16 protein-coding genes are annotated in these 15,956 nt (G+C 70.4%); 10 read left to right on the forward strand and 6 right to left on the reverse strand.

Annotated elements, in window-relative coordinates; all coding sequences use genetic code 11:
* On the reverse strand, positions 1 to 1,368 hold the full coding sequence (locus AW272_RS21790; protein ID WP_066368220.1) for a metallopeptidase TldD-related protein: 1,368 nt from the start codon (positions 1,366 to 1,368) through the stop codon (positions 1 to 3).
* On the reverse strand, positions 1,365 to 2,858 hold the full coding sequence (locus tag AW272_RS21795) for a TldD/PmbA family protein (RefSeq protein ID WP_066368222.1): 1,494 nt from the start codon (positions 2,856 to 2,858) through the stop codon (positions 1,365 to 1,367). The genes AW272_RS21790 and AW272_RS21795 overlap by 4 nt, the downstream gene beginning before the upstream one ends.
* Positions 2,859 to 2,976: 118 nt before the next feature.
* Between AW272_RS21795 and fabG the strand changes: the two genes are divergently transcribed.
* Both fabG and fabI read left to right on the forward strand, forming a co-directional pair.
* Complete coding sequence (gene fabG, locus AW272_RS21800) at positions 2,977 to 3,681, forward strand: beta-ketoacyl-ACP reductase (RefSeq protein ID WP_066368232.1); 705 nt, start codon at positions 2,977 to 2,979, stop codon at positions 3,679 to 3,681.
* Between the two features lie 2 nt (positions 3,682 to 3,683).
* Positions 3,684 to 4,448, forward strand: a complete 765-nt coding sequence (gene fabI / locus AW272_RS21805) for an enoyl-ACP reductase FabI (RefSeq protein ID WP_066368233.1) — start codon at positions 3,684 to 3,686, stop codon at positions 4,446 to 4,448.
* A gap of 18 nt (positions 4,449 to 4,466) precedes the next feature.
* Here fabI and AW272_RS21810 read toward each other — a convergent pair whose 3' ends face one another.
* Positions 4,467 to 5,333 (reverse strand): hypothetical protein, encoded by an 867-nt coding sequence (locus AW272_RS21810; RefSeq protein ID WP_066368235.1) that lies wholly within the window; start codon positions 5,331 to 5,333, stop codon positions 4,467 to 4,469.
* Between the two features lie 223 nt (positions 5,334 to 5,556).
* Between AW272_RS21810 and AW272_RS21815 the strand changes: the two genes are divergently transcribed.
* Positions 5,557 to 6,594 carry a cellulose binding domain-containing protein gene (locus tag AW272_RS21815; protein WP_066368237.1) on the forward strand — a complete coding sequence of 346 codons (1,038 nt, stop codon included), beginning with the start codon at positions 5,557 to 5,559 and terminating at the stop codon, positions 6,592 to 6,594.
* Positions 6,595 to 6,634: 40 nt separating this feature from the next.
* Here AW272_RS21815 and AW272_RS21820 read toward each other — a convergent pair whose 3' ends face one another.
* A complete protein-coding gene (locus AW272_RS21820) occupies positions 6,635 to 7,567 on the reverse strand; it encodes an aldo/keto reductase (protein ID WP_066368239.1) in 933 nt (310 codons plus the stop codon).
* Positions 7,568 to 7,610: 43 nt separating this feature from the next.
* Here AW272_RS21820 and AW272_RS21825 point away from each other — a divergent pair, with 43 nt between their 5' ends.
* The 7 genes from AW272_RS21825 to AW272_RS21855 all read left to right on the forward strand — a co-directional run bounded on the left by AW272_RS21825 (position 7,611) and on the right by AW272_RS21855 (position 13,833).
* Positions 7,611 to 8,429 carry an undecaprenyl-diphosphate phosphatase gene (locus tag AW272_RS21825; RefSeq protein WP_174551847.1) on the forward strand — a complete coding sequence of 273 codons (819 nt, stop codon included), beginning with the start codon at positions 7,611 to 7,613 and terminating at the stop codon, positions 8,427 to 8,429.
* Positions 8,426 to 9,106, forward strand: a complete 681-nt coding sequence (locus AW272_RS21830; RefSeq protein WP_066368257.1) for an MSMEG_4193 family putative phosphomutase — start codon at positions 8,426 to 8,428, stop codon at positions 9,104 to 9,106. The genes AW272_RS21825 and AW272_RS21830 overlap by 4 nt, the downstream gene beginning before the upstream one ends.
* Before the next feature lie 10 nt (positions 9,107 to 9,116).
* Positions 9,117 to 9,686 (forward strand): DUF3090 domain-containing protein, encoded by a 570-nt coding sequence (locus tag AW272_RS21835; RefSeq protein ID WP_066368260.1) that lies wholly within the window; start codon positions 9,117 to 9,119, stop codon positions 9,684 to 9,686.
* Positions 9,683 to 10,429 carry an SCO1664 family protein gene (locus AW272_RS21840; RefSeq protein ID WP_066368263.1) on the forward strand — a complete coding sequence of 249 codons (747 nt, stop codon included), beginning with the start codon at positions 9,683 to 9,685 and terminating at the stop codon, positions 10,427 to 10,429. Before AW272_RS21835 ends, AW272_RS21840 begins: the two co-directional genes overlap by 4 nt.
* Positions 10,430 to 10,530: 101 nt before the next feature.
* The gene (locus tag AW272_RS21845) at positions 10,531 to 11,271 is read left to right on the forward strand and encodes an NRDE family protein (RefSeq protein ID WP_245657666.1); all 741 of its coding nucleotides are present in this window, start codon (positions 10,531 to 10,533) and stop codon (positions 11,269 to 11,271) included.
* Between the two features lie 9 nt (positions 11,272 to 11,280).
* Entirely contained in the window at positions 11,281 to 12,489 is a 1,209-nt protein-coding gene (mshC, locus tag AW272_RS21850; RefSeq protein ID WP_066368267.1) for a cysteine--1-D-myo-inosityl 2-amino-2-deoxy-alpha-D-glucopyranoside ligase, read from the forward strand.
* Positions 12,490 to 12,627: 138 nt separating this feature from the next.
* Positions 12,628 to 13,833 carry an LVIVD repeat-containing protein gene (locus tag AW272_RS21855; protein ID WP_245657667.1) on the forward strand — a complete coding sequence of 402 codons (1,206 nt, stop codon included), beginning with the start codon at positions 12,628 to 12,630 and terminating at the stop codon, positions 13,831 to 13,833.
* Here the strand turns inward: AW272_RS21855 and AW272_RS21860 are convergent.
* Positions 13,811 to 14,884 (reverse strand): GNAT family N-acetyltransferase, encoded by a 1,074-nt coding sequence (locus tag AW272_RS21860; RefSeq protein ID WP_066368271.1) that lies wholly within the window; start codon positions 14,882 to 14,884, stop codon positions 13,811 to 13,813. The two genes, AW272_RS21855 and AW272_RS21860, sit on opposite strands and share 23 nt — an antisense overlap.
* Positions 14,881 to 15,933 carry a GNAT family N-acetyltransferase gene (locus tag AW272_RS21865; protein WP_066368273.1) on the reverse strand — a complete coding sequence of 351 codons (1,053 nt, stop codon included), beginning with the start codon at positions 15,931 to 15,933 and terminating at the stop codon, positions 14,881 to 14,883. The genes AW272_RS21860 and AW272_RS21865 overlap by 4 nt, the downstream gene beginning before the upstream one ends.
* Positions 15,934 to 15,956 lie beyond the last annotated feature (23 nt).

The raw sequence follows: 15,956 nt of genomic DNA on the forward strand, positions 1-15,956 counted from the left end.
TCAGTTGGCCTGGCTCACGGTCGACATGTTGAAGTCGGGCACGCGCAGCGGCGGCATGATCGTCCGGGTGAAGTAGTCGTTCCACTCGCGCGGCAGTGTCTGCGACGCCGCCCCGACCTCGGTGATCCGGCCGAGCAGGTCGACCGGCGACTCGTTGAAGCGGAAGTTGTTCACCTCGCCCGTCACCTCGCCGTTCTCGACCAGGTAGACGCCGTCGCGCGTCAGGCCGGTGAGCAGGAGCGTCTGCGGGTCGACCTCGCGGATGTACCACAGGCACGTCAGCAGCAGGCCGCGCTCGGTGGCCGCGATCATCTCCTCGAGCGACTTCCCGCCCGCCGGGCCCTCCATGATCAGGTTGTCGATCGCGGGGGTCTCGGGCAGGCCGGTCACCTCGGCCGAGTGGCGGCTCTGGATGAGGTTCGCCAGCTTGCCCTCGGCGATCCACTTCGTCTGTCCCAGGGTGAAACCGTTGTCGAAGACCGACTGCTCGCGGCTGGAGGTGTGCGCGACGGTGAAACCGCCGCACTCCACGCCCGCCCGCGCGGGGTCGCTGTAGAGGTCGATCGGCAGTTTGGCCAGCTCCTCGCCGACGCGGGTGCCGCCACCCGGCTTGGCGAAGACCGTGCGGCCGTCAAAGGCGTCGCGGGCGCCCGACGACCAGTACAGATAGATCATCAGGTCGGCCACCGCGCCCGGGGGCAGCAGCGTCTCGTAGCGGCCCGGGGCCAGGTCGATCTTCCGCTTGGCCCATTCGAGGCGCTGGGCCAGCGTCGCGTCGAGCGCGGCGATGTCGACGTCGGTGAAGTCGCGGGTGGCCGCGCCGACCCACGCCGAACGGGTCATGTCGGGCGACTTGGCGTTCAGTTCCAGGCGGCCGGTCGGCTGGTCGTGGCGGCGGCGCAGGCCCGTGCTGGTGCCGACGAAGACCGAGTTGACCAGGTGCTCGGCGAAGCCGTAGAGCCTGCGGCCACCCGCTTCGGCCGCCGCGAACGCCTCGCCCAGCGCCGGGGCCAGGTCGCGGAAGACCGCGATCGAGGTCTCCTCGGCCGGGCGGTCCCAGTCGGCGGCGACGTCTCCGGCGACCAGGGGGCGGGCGTCTTCCGACGGCTGCGCGTCGCGCGCCGCCTGGTCGGCCGCGCCCACGACGCCGGCGATCTGGTCGGGCGTGACGCCCGAGCGGGAGACCACGCCGGTCCCCGCGCCCACGATGGAGATCACGGTCAGCCGCGAGCCCCTGGCCACGCCGTTGGTCGTCAGGGTGTTCCCGGCGAACCGCAGGTTCGCGCTGGTGTCCTCGTCGACGATGACGACGCGGTCGTCGGCGCCCGGCAGCGCCAGTGCGCGCTCGACTACTTCCTGCGGGGTCACTTGCCGCCCTCCTGGACCGTGTTGAGGATCTTCACACCGCGGAACCGGGCGGGCGGGCAGCCGTGGCTGACCGGGGCCACCTGGCCGGGCTGGCCCTTGCCGCAGTTGAACGCGCCGCCGAGCACATAGGTCTCGGGGCCGCCGACGGCGTCCATCGAGCGCCAGAAGTCGGTGGTGGTCGCCTGGTAGGCGACGTCGCGGAGCTGGCCGGCCAGCCGGCCGTTCTCGATCTTGTAGAAGCGCTGGCCGGTGAACTGGAAGTTGTACCGCTGCATGTCGATCGACCAGCTCTTGTCGCCCAGGACGTAGATCCCGTCGTCGACGCCCGCGATGAGCTCCTCGGCCGACGGGCCGTTCTCGGCGGGCTGGAGCGAGACGTTGGCCATGCGCTGGATCGGGGGATGCCCCGGCGAGTCGGCGAAGGCGCAGCCGTTCGAGCGGCCCAGGCCCTTCATCAGGGCCATCCGCCGGTCGAGCTGGTAGCCGACCAGGGTCCCGTCGCGCACGATGTCGAACCGCTGGCCCTGCACGCCCTCGTCGTCCCAGCCGACCGAGGCCAGGCCGTGGTCGGCGGTCCGGTCGCCGGTCACGTTCATGATCGGGGAGCCGTAGGTGAGGGTGTTCAGCTGGTCGAAGGTGGCGAACGAGGTGCCCGCGTACGCGGCCTCGTAGCCCAGCGCCCGGTCGAGCTCGGTGGCGTGGCCGATCGACTCGTGGATCGTCAGCCACAGGTTCGAGGGGTCGACGACCAGGTCGTAGGTGCCCGCCTTCACCGAGGGCGCGGTCAGCTTCTCGGCCAGCAGGTCGGGGAGCTCGGCCAGTTCGGCCGGGAAGTCCCAGCCGGTGCCGGTCAGGTATTCGTAGCCCCGGCCGACCGGCGGCGCGAGGGTACGCATGTCGTCGAAGGTGGAGCCCTCGGTCTTCATGGCGGTCAGGGCGGGGTGGACCCTGACCCGCTGCTGAGTGGTCACCGTGCCGGCCGAGTCGGCGTAGAACTTCTGCTCCTTGACCTGCATCAACGAGGCCGACACGTGGTCGACCCCCTTGGCCAGCAGGCCCGACGACCAGTCACCGAGCAGCGCGACCTTGTCACGCAGCGGCACGTCGAACGGGTCGACGTCGTAGGAGGAGACCCACACGCCCTCGTGGACCGGCTCTGTGGCCAGTTCGATGGGCTCGCGGTTCAACGGCGCGCTCACCTCGGCCACCAGAACGGCCTGGGCCGCCACCTCGGCCACCGCCTCGGGCGTGAGGGTGATGCCGCCGGCGAACCCCCAGGTGCCGTTCTTGACCACCCGTACGGCGAAACCGAGGTCGTCGGCGTCGCTGGAGCCCTCGAGACGGGCGTCGAACAGGCGGAGCGTCTCGGCGCGCACCCGTTCCAATCGGAAGGCGGCGAACTCGGCGCCCAGTTCGCGGGCCCGCTGGAGTGCGGCGTCGGCCAGCCGCCGCAGCGGCAGGGCGAGGAAGTCGGGATCGATCTGACGCATGAAGGGATCCTAGTCCGCGGTGTAGGAGATGATCTGGAGTTAACCCACCACGCCGCAGCCGCGATCTTGTGCCGGGCGGACAAGGGACTACGGCCGAGTAACTAGTAACGTCAGGTACATGCCTCGTTCTGTACTCGTCACCGGCGGCAACCGCGGCATCGGCCTCGCGATCGCCCGGGAACTCTCGGCGGCCGGAGACCTCGTCGCCGTCACGCACCGATCCGGCCAGGCCCCCGACGGGCTCTTCGGCGTCCAGTGCGACGTCACCAGCCAGGAGTCGGTCGACGCCGCCTTCGAGAAGGCCGAGGCCGAGCACGGCCCGGTCGAGGTCGTCGTGGCCAACGCCGGCATCACCAAAGACACCCTGCTGGCGCTGATGAAGGAAGAGACCTTCACCGACGTCATCAACACCAACCTCACCGGCGCCTACCGGGTCGCCAAGCGCGCCGTGCGCCCGATGCTCCGCATCAAGCGCGGCCGCATCATCCTGGTCTCCTCCGTCGTCGGCCTCCTCGGCTCCGCCGGGCAGGCCAACTACGCCGCCTCCAAGGCCGGTCTGGTCGGCTTCGGCCGCTCGCTGGCCCGTGAGCTCGGCTCGCGCGGCATCACCGTCAACATCGTGGCCCCCGGCTTCGTCGAGACCGACATGACCGCCGAGCTCACCGAAGAGCAGCAGGCCGCGATTCAGAAGCAGATCCCGCTGGGCCGCCAGGCGAAGCCCAACGAGGTCGCCCGCGTCGTCCGCTTCCTCGCGAGCGAAGACGCCTCCTACATCACCGGGGCCGTGATCCCCGTCGACGGCGGCTTGGGAATGGGACACTGACCATGGGAATCCTCGAGGGCAAGCGCATCCTCGTCAGCGGCGTCCTGACCGACGCCTCGATCGCCTTCAACGTGGCCAGGCTGGCCCAGGAGGAGGGCGCCCAGATCGTCCTCACCGGGTTCGGCCGCCTCAGCCTGGTCGAGCGCATCGCCAAGCGGCTGCCCGAGCCGCCGCCGGTGCTGGAGCTCGACGTCAGCAACGTCGAACAGCTCGCCAGCCTGGCCGAGCGGGTCGGTGAGCACATGGGCGGCATCGACGGGGTGGTCCACTCCATCGGCTTCGCCCCGCAGGCCGCCCTGGGCGGCAACTTCCTCAACACGTCGTGGGAGGACGTCGCCACGGCCTTCCAGATCTCCACGTTCTCCTACAAGTCGCTGGCGATGGCCTGCCTGCCGCTGATGAAGCAGGGCAGCTCGGTCGTCGGCCTCGACTTCGACGCCACCAAGGCCTGGCCGGTCTACGACTGGATGGGCGTGGCCAAGGCCGGGCTCGAGGCGACCAACCGCTATCTGGCTCGTGACCTGGGCAAGCACGGCATCAGGGCCAACCTGGTGGCCGCCGGGCCGCTGCGCACGATGGCCGCCAAGAGCATCCCGGGCTTCAAGGAGTTCGAGGAGTCCTGGCCGGCCAAGGCCCCGCTCGGCTGGGACCTGGGTGACACCGTGCCGGCCGCCAAGGCGTGCGTCGCCCTGCTGAGCGACTGGTTCCCGGCCACCACCGGCGAGATCGTCCACGTCGACGGCGGCGTGCACGCCATCGGCGCCTAGAGATCGCCCAGAGATCGCCTACGCGATGCGCTGACGCCGTCGCGACGCCGACGGCAGCCCGGAGAGCGGCAACGCCTCCGGGCAGAGCGCCTCGAGCTCTTCCTTCCTGGCCCGCTTGATCCAGGCGACCCGCGCGGCCAGCACCGCCGACACCAGCAGCAGCGTCGTCAGCCCCGTCGCGACGGGGTCGTAGGTCTGCTTCGGCCGCACCTGCGTCTTGGGGATGTCGTCGCTCATGAGCTCGGGGATGAGCTGGCCCGGCCACAGCAGCGGCGGCGCCACCTCGTCGACCCGGACGGGCTCGATTTCCGCGGGCTCGGTCGGCCGGGGCGTGGGTTCGGCCGCCACCACCACGATCGGCCGGCCGTCATCGATGAACTGCGGGCGGGGTTCCGGCCGCCGTTCCCTGCGCCGCTTCCGCTCGGCGGCAGGCGAAGGCGTGGCCGGTTTCACCCGCACCGGTTCGGCGTCGAGGGTGGGCGCCGGGCTGTGGGCGCAACGGGTCGTGCAGGCCGACACCGAGGTGCCGCCGGACGTCCCGTCGTCGGCGCCGCTGACCGACGGGCCGGTGGTCGGCTCCTTCTGCGGCGCGGCCGGGGTGGGCGAGGGGGTCGAGGTCTTCGTGGAGTCGCTGCCGGTGACCCCGCCGACCACCTTGTCGACCGTGTCGGTGACGTCGTCGAGGCCGTCGCCGGTCACGTCGTCTACCAGGTCGGTCACGCCGTCGACGACCTTGCACAGCGTGTCGGTCACCCCGGGGAGCAGACCGCCCCCGGCGCAGTCGGCGGCCCGTGCGGCCTCGGCGGCGAGCAGGGGGAAGGTGGCGCCGATGGCCACGGCGAGGACTCCGGCTCCGAGGTTGGACGCGCGCCGTCCGATCCCCATGAGCCCCTCCCCAGTCACCGGCGCACCGCTCCCGTTGGCGCGGTCCAGTGTCTCTCCAACGCGTGATGAATTTCGCGCTGCGTCGCCCTTCGGTATCCAGGTGTAATACGCGAGACCATCTCTCGTTCGGTTCGCTGAACCTTTCAAGGGTCACCTGGCGCCTAACCGGGACCGGCCCCTCCCGCGTTGACGGCGCGCCCGGCCGATCCGGACCATCGAGGCCATGCAGATCACCGCCGTGCTACTGGCCGCCAGTCTGCTGGCGGCTCCAGCGCTCGCACCCGCGCCGACGTCGACACCGTCTCCGTCGCCGACCGGCAGCACCGGTCCGCTGACCTGCCGGACCGGACCGGTCCCCTCGGTACCGCCCGGCAACGCCGCGCCGACCGCGCCCGGCGCGCCGGTGGCCAGCTCGCCCGACTTCGCCGGTGCCTACCTGCGCTGGACGCCCTCCGTGGACGACGAGGGCGTCGTCTGTTACGAGGTTTACATGGACGTCGGCGCCGACGGGATCATCCGGGCGGTCTTCCAGGGCGTCCCCGCCCCCGCGGAGGGCCGGGTCTACCTTCCGACCCCCGTGGGCACCAAGATCTACGGGGTCTACGTGGTCGCCGTCGACCGGTACGGCGTGCGCAGCGCCCGCTCGCCGGTCACCCAGGTGTCCATCAGCAACGACATCATCCAGCTGCCGCCGGCCCGCCCCACCGCCGTCGTGCTGAGCCCCACCAGCGCGCGCCTGACGTGGACGGCGCCCTCCGGACCGACCATCACGGCCTACCAGGTCATCTCGAGCGGTCAGTTGCTCACCACGGTCCCCGGCACCACAGCGACGCTGACCGGCCTGACCCCCGGCACCGAGTACTCCGTCACGGTCCGCCCCGTCTACTACGACGGAAGCTGGGGGTATCCCTCCTCCCCGGCGATCTTCACCGCCGGCGCGTCATCGGCGTCGTGCGAGGTCACCTACTCCAGTCACGCCTGGGGCACCGGCATGACCGCGAACGTCGCCCTGAAGAACATCGGCGCCGAGCCGATCGAGGACTGGGAGCTCACGTTCACCTTCCCGGCGATCGGGCAGCAGGTGACCCAGGGCTGGTCGGCGGACTGGGCCCAGAGCGGGCAGCGGGTGACCGTCACCGGCATGAGCTGGAACCGCGACATCGCGCCCGGCCGGACCCTCTGGATCGGCTTCAACGGCACGCACACCGGGGCGAACCCCGCTCCCGGTGACTTCGCCGTCAACGGCTCCGCCTGCGCCTGACCCGCAGGCGGCGATCACCCGGGAGGCCCTGGACGACGTGTCACGACGACACGTCGTCCAGGGCCTCGCGGATCTCCCACGGAAGCTCGAGCGTCTCGGACTGCAGCACGCCCAGGAGCTGGGCGTGGGTGCGCGCGCCCACGATCGCCGAGGCGACGCCGGGCCGGTCGCGGACCCAGGCCAGCGCCACCGCCAGCGGCGACACCCCCAGGCCCTCGGCCGCCGTCACGCACGACTCGACGATGCGGCGGGACCGCTCGTCGAGATAGGGCTGGATGAAGTCGGCGAAGTGCGGCGTCGCGGCGCGCGAGTCGGCCGGGATGCCGGTGCGGTATTTGCCCGTCAGCACGCCCCGCCCGAGCGGCGACCAGGCCAGCACGCCCGCGCCGACGTGACCGGCGGCGGGGATCAGCTCGTCTTCCGCCTCGCGGGCCACCAGGGAGTATTCGACCTGCGCGGCCACGATGGGGGACCGGCCCGGCGCCGAGCGCTGGTGCGTCCCGGCCGCCGCGAGCTGCCAGCCCGCGTAGTTGCACACCCCGGCGTAGGCGGCGCGCCCGGTCGAGACCGCGATGTCGACGGCCGAGAGGGTCTCCTCCAGCGGTACGTCGGGATCGAAGGCGTGCAGCTGCCATAAGTCGACCTCGTCGACGCCCAGGCGGTCGAGCGAGGCGTCGAGGGCGCGGATCAGGTGACGGCGGGACCCGTTCTTGCCGCCGGGGGTGAGCACGGCCTTGGTGGCGATCACCAGGTCTTCCCTGGGGACGACCTCTTTGATCAACCGGCCGATCAGCCGTTCGGCGTCGCCGCCGGCGTAGACGTCGGCGGTGTCGATCAGCGTGCCGCCCTCGTCGGCGAACGTCATGAGCTGGGCGGAGGCCTCATCGGCCGACGTGTCGCGGGCCCAGGTCATCGTGCCGAGGCCTATGCGCGAGACGGACAGGCCGCTGCGCCCGACATATCGCTGATCCATTGCGAGTCAGAGTATCGTGTTCGAGGCTCTAAGCTGGCCGACCGTGAACGTCTTCGAGGCCGTCATCCTCGGCATCGTCCAGGGGCTGACCGAGTTCCTGCCGATCTCGAGCTCGGCGCACCTTCTGATCGTGCCGAAGCTGGCGGGCTGGGCCGACCCCGGCGCCGCGTTCACCGCTGTCATCCAGCTCGGCACCATGCTGGCGGTGCTGATCTTCTTCTGGCGCGACATCCTGCGGATCACCGGGGTGTGGCTGCGCAGCCTGACGAACAGGGAACTGCGCGCAGACCTCGACGCCCGCATGGGCTGGTACATCATTCTCGGCACGATCCCGATCTCGGTCGCCGGCCTGCTGTTCTCGGACGCGATCGAGGGGCCGGCGCGGAACCTGTGGCTCAACTCGGCCATGCTGATCGTGTTCGGCCTGATCCTGCTGGCCGCCGAGCAATACGGCAAGAAGGCCAAACAGCTGTCGGACCTGGGCTTGAAGGACGGCCTCATCATCGGCGCCTGGCAGATGCTGCCGCTGATCCCCGGGGCGTCCCGGTCGGGCTCCACGATGACCGGCGCGATGTTCCTCGGCTACACCCGCGAGGCCTCGGCCCGCTACTCGTTCCTGCTGTCGATCCCGGCCGTGGTGCTGTCGGGCATCTACGAGATGCGCCACGTCGGCGACGGCGGCGGCCCGCCCCTGGTCGGGACCATCGTCGCGACCGTCGTCTCCTTCGTCGTGGGCTACGCCTCGATAGCCTGGTTGCTGAAATGGGTGGCGAAGAACTCGGTCAACATCTTCGTGATCTACCGGGTCTTCGCCGGCACCCTGCTGCTGACCCTCCTCGGACTCGGAGTCATCACCGCATGACGACCCTCCTGCTGCTGCGCCACGGGCTGACCCCGCTGACGGGTCCGGTCCTGGCCGGGCGCGCGCCGGGCGTCCACCTCGACGAGCGGGGCCGCAAACAGGCCGCCGACGCCGCCGAGCGGCTGGCGGGCGTGACCCTCGACGCGGTCGTCTCCAGCCCGCTGGAGCGCTGCCGCGAGACCGTCGAACCTTTCAACGCCGAAAACCTCGAAATCGACGACCGATTCGCCGAGTGCGACTACGGCGACTGGACCGGCAGGAAGCTCGGCGACCTCGCCAAGGAGCCCGAGTGGCGGGTGGTGCAGTCCCACCCCAGCGCGGCCGTCTTCCCCGGCGGCGAGTCGCTGGCCGCCGTGTCGGCCCGCGCGGTCGCCGCGGTGCGCGACTGGAACGTCCGGCTGGGGGAGCGGGCGACCTATCTGGTCTGCTCCCACGGTGATGTGATCAAGGCGATCGTGGCCGACGCTCTCGGTCTGCACCTCGACCAGTTCCAGCGGATCAACGTCGATCCGGGATCGGTCACAGTCATCGAATACACCCCCATGCGCCCCTTTCTTCGCAGACTTAACGACACCCGAAATTTCGGGCTTCCGGAGCCACCTCCGGAGCACCAAGATGGGGGAGAAAACATCACCGGGAGCGACGCCGCCGTCGGCGGCGGAGCCGGGACCACGTAAGGTCGGGGCTATGCCGGTCTTCGACTACGATCCGCCAGAGAGGTTCGTGGCCGGTGCCGTGGGGCAACCGGGCGCACGCACCTTTTTCCTGCAGGCCAGGGCGCAGGGGCGCATCACTACGGTCTCGTTGGAGAAGTTCCAGGTCGCCGTGCTGGCCGACCGGCTCGATGAGTTGCTCGACGAGGTGCTGCGCCGCAGCGGCGGCCAGGCACCCGTCCCGGCCCTTCCGGTCGTGGGCAACTCCGACGAGGGGCCGCTCGACACCCCCATCGAAGAAGACTTCCGCGTCGGCACCATGGCCCTCGCCTGGGACCCGGACACCGCACAGGTGATCATCGAGGCGCAGGAGGCCACCGCCGAAGAGGAAGAAGACCCGATCTTCGGCGATCCCGACCGCCCCGAGCCCGCCGTGCTGCGCGTGCGCATCAGCGCCGCCGCCGCGCGCGCCTTCAGCCGCCGCGCGCTCGACGTCGTGTCGGCCGGCCGGCCGCCCTGCCCGCTGTGCGGGCAACCCCTCGATCCCGAGGGTCACATCTGCGTCAGGCTCAACGGACACCACCCCGGGGGACTCACCGCATGACCGCTGAGAACGCGGAAGAGGGGACACGACTCGACGACGCGGCGGCCATGCGCCTGCTGCGCGGTGGGCGGCTGGAAGTGGCCGGCCGCCTGGTCGAGGCCACCAACATGACCCTCTACTGCACGATCAGCCAAGGCGACCAGGTCGCGGCCTGCGTCTACAAACCGGTGAAAGGGGAGCGCCCCCTGTGGGACTTCCCCGACGGCACGCTCGCCAACCGTGAGGTCGCCGCCTACGAGGTGGCCGTGGCCACCGGCTGGCGGCTGGTCCCCCCCACGGTCTACCGCGACGGCCCGTTCGGCCCCGGCATGGTCCAGCTCTGGATCGACGCCGACCCCGACGCCGACCTCATGGCCGTCATGCGCAGCCGCCAGCCCGCGCTGCGCCGCATGTCGGTCTTCGACGCGGTCATCAACAACGCCGACCGCAAGGGCGGCCACCTGCTGCCGCTCCCCGACGACCACATCTACGGCGTCGACCACGGCGTCTGCTTCTCCGTCGAGACCAAACTCCGCACCGTCCTGTGGCAGTGGAAGGGCCGCCCGCTCTCCCGTGAGGCGGTCGCCGTCCTGGTCCATCTCGACCAGGAACTGGAGCGAGGCCGCCTCGGGCGAAGATTGCGAGAATTGCTCACCTCTGCCGAGGTGGAGGCGACCTGGAACCGGGTACGCAGACTCCTGGACACCGGAATCCACCCTTACCCCTCGGGCGACTGGCCCGCGATCCCCTGGCCCCCGATATAACATCCCTGGAGCCTCACTGAGCTGGACGGAGCACAATATTTCCGGCACTCTGCATGAGTCTCTACCGATAGTGGAGGGAACGGGCATTGTGTACGGTCATCGTGAGCTTCGACCCCGATGCGGAGGCGCCGGTCCTGCTCGCCGGGATCCGCGACGAGTTCGTCGGTCGTCCCTGGATGTCGCCGGGCGCTTACTGGCCTCGATATCAAGGCGTCCTCGGCGGCCGTGACCTCCTGGCCGGGGGCACCTGGCTGGCCGTCGACCCCGCCGCGCGACGCTGCGCGGCCCTGCTCAACGGGCAAGGTCTGCTGACCACGGCCCGCAACCGCGCCACCCGGGGCGACCTGCCGCTGCTGGCCGTCTCCGGCGGCGAGATGCCCCTGGTCGAGCTGGTCCGCTACGACCCCTTCCACCTCGTGCTCGCCGGGCTCGACGGCGTCCGCCTGTGGACCTGGACGGGCGACAAGCTGACCGAGGAGAAGCTGCGCCCCGGCACCTACGTCATCGTCAACGCCGGGCTGGCCGACCCCGACGAGAACCCCCGGGTGGCGCGCTTCCAGCCCGCCTTCGCCAAGGCCTCCCGGCCCGGCCGCCCGAGCGGGGGGAACCCCGAGCGCTACTGGGGCGACTGGCTCACCCTCGCCTCCGGCGACGGCCTGCCCTACGAAGACCCGGCCGCCCTGCTGGTCCGCCACGAACTGAGCGACGGCCGCCTGTTCATGTCGCTGTCGGTCAGCCTCGTCGCGCTGTCGGAACCGGGCGTCCGCTACGACTTCCTCCCCGCCCCCGACGACCCCGGGACCTGGCATCCCGTGGACATTCCGCGCGAGGCACGTGGATAGGCTCACACCATGCAATCGTGGTCTTCGTCGAACGTTCCCAGCCTCCCGGGCCAAGGTGACCCGCTCCGCCTCTACGACACCGCCGCCCGCGAGATCCGGACCACGGAGCCCGGCCCGGTGGCGCGCATGTACGTCTGCGGCATCACCCCCTACGACGCGACCCACCTCGGCCACGCCAACACCTATCTGGCGTTCGACCTGGTGAACCGCGCCTGGCGGGACGCGGGCCACGAGGTGCACTACACCCAGAACGCGACCGACGTCGACGACCCGCTGCTGGAGCGCGCCCAGCGTGACGGACAGGACTGGCGCGAACTGGCCGAAGACCAGATCGAGCTGTTCCGCACCGACATGGCGGCCCTGCGCATCCTGCCCCCGGCCGAATACGTCGGCGTCACCGAGGTCGTCGACCAGGTGGCCGCGCTGATCGAGCGGCTGGGCGAGGCGACCTATCTGGTCGATCGCGACGTCTACTTCGCCCGCACCGCGGCGCCGAAGTTCGGCTCGGTCTCCGGCTACGACGAGGAGACCATGCTCGCCCTGTTCGGCGAGCGCGGCGGCGACCCCGGCCGCGAGGGCAAGCGCGACCCGCTCGACTGGCTGCTCTGGCGGGCCGAGCGCCCCGGCGAGCCCTCCTGGCCGTCGTCGTTCGGCCCCGGCCGCCCCGGCTGGCACATCGAGTGCACCGCGATCGCCCTGGCGAACCTCGGCCCCGGCTTCGACGTCTCCGGCGGCGGCAGCGACCTCATCTTCCCGCACCACGAGATGGGCGCCTGCGAGGGCCACGTGGCGACCGGCGAGTGGCCGTTCGCGAAGGCCTACGTCCACGCCGGCATGGTCGGCCTCGACGGCGAGAAGATGTCGAAGTCGCGCGGCAACCTGGTGTTCGTCTCCAGGCTCCGGCAGACCACCGACCCGATGGCGATCCGGCTGGCGCTGCTCGACCACCACTACCAGTCCGATTGGGAGTGGACCGACGGCGATCTGACCACCGCTCTCCAGCGCCTCGCCCGCTGGCGCGAGGCCGCCGCCCGGCAGACCGGCCCTTCGGGCCTGGAGCTGCTGGAGCGAGTCCGCGGCAGGATCGCCGACAACCTCGACGCCCCCGGCGCGCTGGCCGCGATCGACGCCTGGGCCGCCGCCGAGGGCGACGACCCGCAGGCGCCCGGACTCATGCGGGATCTTGCCGATGCGCTGCTCGGTATCGCTCTTCGATGATTACGCTGCACCGTAATGAAGCGGTTATTTGTGGCACTTCTCCTGATAGCGGGCTGCTCTACCGCACCACCACCTCCCGCGACCCCAAAAAGCGCCCCGGACATCACCCCGGCGCCTGAGTTCACGATCACGCCCGGTTTGCGGCACGTCGCCAACGTGCCGCCCGGCGCCCCGTTCGACACCCCCGAGTCCTTCGGCACCGACCTGGCCTTCCAGGGGAAGTACGCCTTCGCCGGCAACTACGACGGTTTCACCGTCTACGACATCGGCGACCCGGCGAACCCGTCGATCGTGACCCGGGTGCTCTGTCCCGCCGGGCAGAACGACGTCTCGGTCTACAACAACCTGCTGTTCCTGTCGGTCGACGAGCCGCGCGCCGGCCCGGACTGTTCGAGCGGTCCGGGTGACCCCTCCCAGGGGGCCTCGTTCGAGGGCGTGCGGATCTTCGACATCTCCGACGTCGAGCATCCGCGCTACGTGACCGCCGTCCGCACCCAGTGCGGTTCCCATACGAACACGCTCATCCCGGGCGACGGCGTGCACTACGTCTACGTCTCCTCGCCTGGACCGATCCCGAACACCGCCAACTGCCCGGAGCCGCACGAGATCATCTCGATCATCGAGGTGCCCGCCGCCGATCCCGCGGCCGCGAAGGTCGTCGCCACCCCGACGCTGTTCACCGACCGCGACCCGGGCCGGTTCGGCGGCTGCCACGACATCACCGCGTTCCCGTCGAAGAACCTGGCGGTGGCCGCCTGCTACGGCGACGGCCTGCTGCTCGACATCACCGACCGGGTCGCGCCCAAGGTGCTCCAGCGGGTCACCGACCGCGCGAACTTCTCGATCTGGCACTCGGCGGCGTTCACCCCCGACGGCACGAAGGTCGTCTTCAGCGACGAACTGGGCGGCGGCACCACCCCGATGTGCGCGGCCGGGGTGCCGAAGAACAAGGGCGGGAACGCCGTGTACGAGCTCAAGGACCGGCGGCTCACCCCGCTCGGCCTGTTCAAGATCCCGCGCGCGCAGACCGGCACGGAGAACTGCGTCGCGCACAACGGCAACGTCATCCCCGTCGAGGGCCGCGACCTGATGGTCCAGGCCTGGTATCAGGGCGGCGTGTCCGTCTGGGACTTCACCGACCCCGCCCACGCCCGCGAGATCGCCTCGTTCGACCGCGAGCCGCTGGCACCGGGGGCGCTCGGCGGATCGTGGTCGGCCTATTTCTACAACGGCTACATCTACTCCAGCGACATCACCCAGGGCCTCGACGTGCTCCAGCTCACCGACCCGTCGACAGCGGGGGCCAAGAAGCTGCCGGGGCTCAATCCGCAGACTCAGGAGTAGTGCCGCGCCTGGCCGCGAGCCATGTGGCCGCGCGGTCGGCGGCGCCGTACAGGACCGGGGTGGAGAGCACCAGGTTCACGGCGCGGCGCCGGGGCTCGTGCACCAGCCAGTGGCGGGTGGCGGTCAGGGAGGGCCGCGACAGGCGGCCCTCGGCCACGTGGTGGTCGCCCGTCTTGAGGCTGTCCTTGTAGCCCTTCTCGCCGCGACCGAGGTCCATCAGCGTCACGCCCGCCTCGGCCACGGCCCGGCACAGCCGCAGGCGGTGGATCAGGCCGGGGGAGTAGAACGCGTAGGCCGGGTCGTAGACGGGGAACCAGGCGATGATCGTCGTTTCGGTGCGGACCCCGAAGTTGCCCGCGATCAGGGTGTCCCCGGCGTAGAGCAGGCCGAGCGTGCCGGTGAAGACCGGGGTCCTGATGTCGTGCAGGCGCTCGGTGACGGCGACCACCCACGGTTCGGCGAAGCGGTCGGGGCGGCCGGTGCGGCGGTACTGCGCCGACTTCCATCTCTGCAGGGTGTGCAGGGCCTCGCGGTCGGGGGAGTCGAGCTCGAACCTGATCTCGCCGACCTCGCGGGCCAGCCGCCGCTCCTTCTTCAGGGTCGACTTGTAGATCTTGTTCGAGCGCTCGGAGAGGCCCTTCGCGTAGACGTCGTAGCCCCCGGTCAGGTCGATGACCGGGGACGGGTGCAGCTCCTTCTGGCTCTGGACGAACTGGGCCGGGTCGAGATGGTCGAAGGCCCAGACCTTGAGGTCACAGGCCCTCAGCAACTCCCTCGGGGAGACCTCCAGACCGGGTTCGGCCGCCATGCCCTGCAGGTCGGAGAGCACCGAGCCGATCGGCAGCCCGATCGCACCCCGTTTCTCGAACGGGAAGAAGGCCCGGCCGCCGTCGATCACCGCCACCCGGGCGTCGTCGCGGACCGAACCGACGGCCTGGGTGTATTCGGGGGCCAGGAACGGGTTGGGGCGGCGGCCCTGGCGCTCCAGCGCCCGCCACGCGGTCAGCTGCGACCCGGTCAGCTCCGCAGGGCGCAGGACGTCGATTCTCACACGCGGCCCCGCAGCTTCAGCGCCTTGTCGGCGAGGGCGTAGAGGCGGGGGTTGCCGATGATCGTCTTCTTGATCTTCCCCGCCGGGGCGGTGCGCAGCCAGTGGAGGGCCGAGGCCGCCCCCGGCCGCCGGACGGCGCCTTCCGCCAGGGGCAGGGTGCCGTTGCAGATGGTCTGCTTGTAGTCGCCGGCGGTCCCGGTGTCGATGTGCCGCAGCCCCTGCGCGGCGGCGGCTTCGACCAGGCGTAAATGGTGAATCAGACCGGGCGAATAAGAGCCCAGCGCGGGATCGTAAGCGGGGAACCAGCCCGCCATGACGCCCTCGCTGACCAGGCCGAAATGCGCGGCGACCGGGCGGTCGCCCACCGACAGAACCGACAGCGGGGCGCTGAATTCGGGGGTCTGAATGTCACGCAGCCGTTCGATCAGCGCTGCCACCCACGGTTCGGTGGTGCGGTCGGCGCGGCCGATGCGGCGGTATTGGTCGGACTTCCAGCGGAGCAGCGCGCCGAAATGATCATTTGACGCGTATTCGTAGGTCAGCGGGCCGAGGTCCCGCTGCAACTTGCGCTCTTTGTAGATGATCGTCTTGTACGACTTCGGGGACGTCTCACGAAAGAACTTGATATATCCGTCATATCCGGATTCGAGATCGAGCAGCATCGCTGTCCGATTCTCCTCCGCCGCGAACCATGGCTGCCCGCCGACCAGGTATTCGAACTCGAAGACGTCCAATCCGCAGCCTTTCAGCAGATCGGCACGGTTCAACTCGATTCCGGGACGGTGCACCACGCCCTGCGCCAGGGTGATCCACGCCGCCAGCGGCCGGCCCGCTCTGGGGCCGCACGGTTCGAACGGCAGGAAGCCGGCAATTTCGGTGTCTTCCCAGATCACGGCCACTCTGGCGTCGTCGCGGACCGCGCTGACCGCCTGCGCGAACTCGGGTGCCAGCCAGGGGCTGGCGAGGTGGGGCGAGGCCCGGCGCATCGACCGCCAGGCCGATGATTCCGGCTCGCCGAGATCGCGGGGACGTACGACATCGATCTTCATATGCGATGAATTCCGGTGACCTA

The sequence above is a fragment of the Herbidospora mongoliensis genome (assembly GCF_001570545.1).
Lineage (GTDB): Bacteria > Actinomycetota > Actinomycetes > Streptosporangiales > Streptosporangiaceae > Herbidospora > Herbidospora mongoliensis.

Bases quoted from the DNA above. Each gene is read 5' to 3' on its own strand.
- AW272_RS21815 (WP_066368237.1), top strand. From the start codon at position 5,557: ATGCAGATCACCGCCGTGCTACTGGCCGCCAGTCTGCTGGCGGCTCCA.
- AW272_RS21865 (WP_066368273.1), bottom strand. From the start codon at position 15,933: ATGAAGATCGATGTCGTACGTCCCCGCGATCTCGGCGAGCCGGAATCA.
- AW272_RS21840 (WP_066368263.1), top strand. From the start codon at position 9,683: ATGACCGCTGAGAACGCGGAAGAGGGGACACGACTCGACGACGCGGCG.
- AW272_RS21830 (WP_066368257.1), top strand. From the start codon at position 8,426: ATGACGACCCTCCTGCTGCTGCGCCACGGGCTGACCCCGCTGACGGGT.
- fabG (WP_066368232.1), top strand. From the start codon at position 2,977: ATGCCTCGTTCTGTACTCGTCACCGGCGGCAACCGCGGCATCGGCCTC.
- AW272_RS21795 (WP_066368222.1), bottom strand. From the start codon at position 2,858: ATGCGTCAGATCGATCCCGACTTCCTCGCCCTGCCGCTGCGGCGGCTG.
- AW272_RS21835 (WP_066368260.1), top strand. From the start codon at position 9,117: ATGCCGGTCTTCGACTACGATCCGCCAGAGAGGTTCGTGGCCGGTGCC.
- mshC (WP_066368267.1), top strand. From the start codon at position 11,281: ATGCAATCGTGGTCTTCGTCGAACGTTCCCAGCCTCCCGGGCCAAGGT.
- AW272_RS21820 (WP_066368239.1), bottom strand. From the start codon at position 7,567: ATGGATCAGCGATATGTCGGGCGCAGCGGCCTGTCCGTCTCGCGCATA.
- fabI (WP_066368233.1), top strand. From the start codon at position 3,684: ATGGGAATCCTCGAGGGCAAGCGCATCCTCGTCAGCGGCGTCCTGACC.
- AW272_RS21810 (WP_066368235.1), bottom strand. From the start codon at position 5,333: ATGGGGATCGGACGGCGCGCGTCCAACCTCGGAGCCGGAGTCCTCGCC.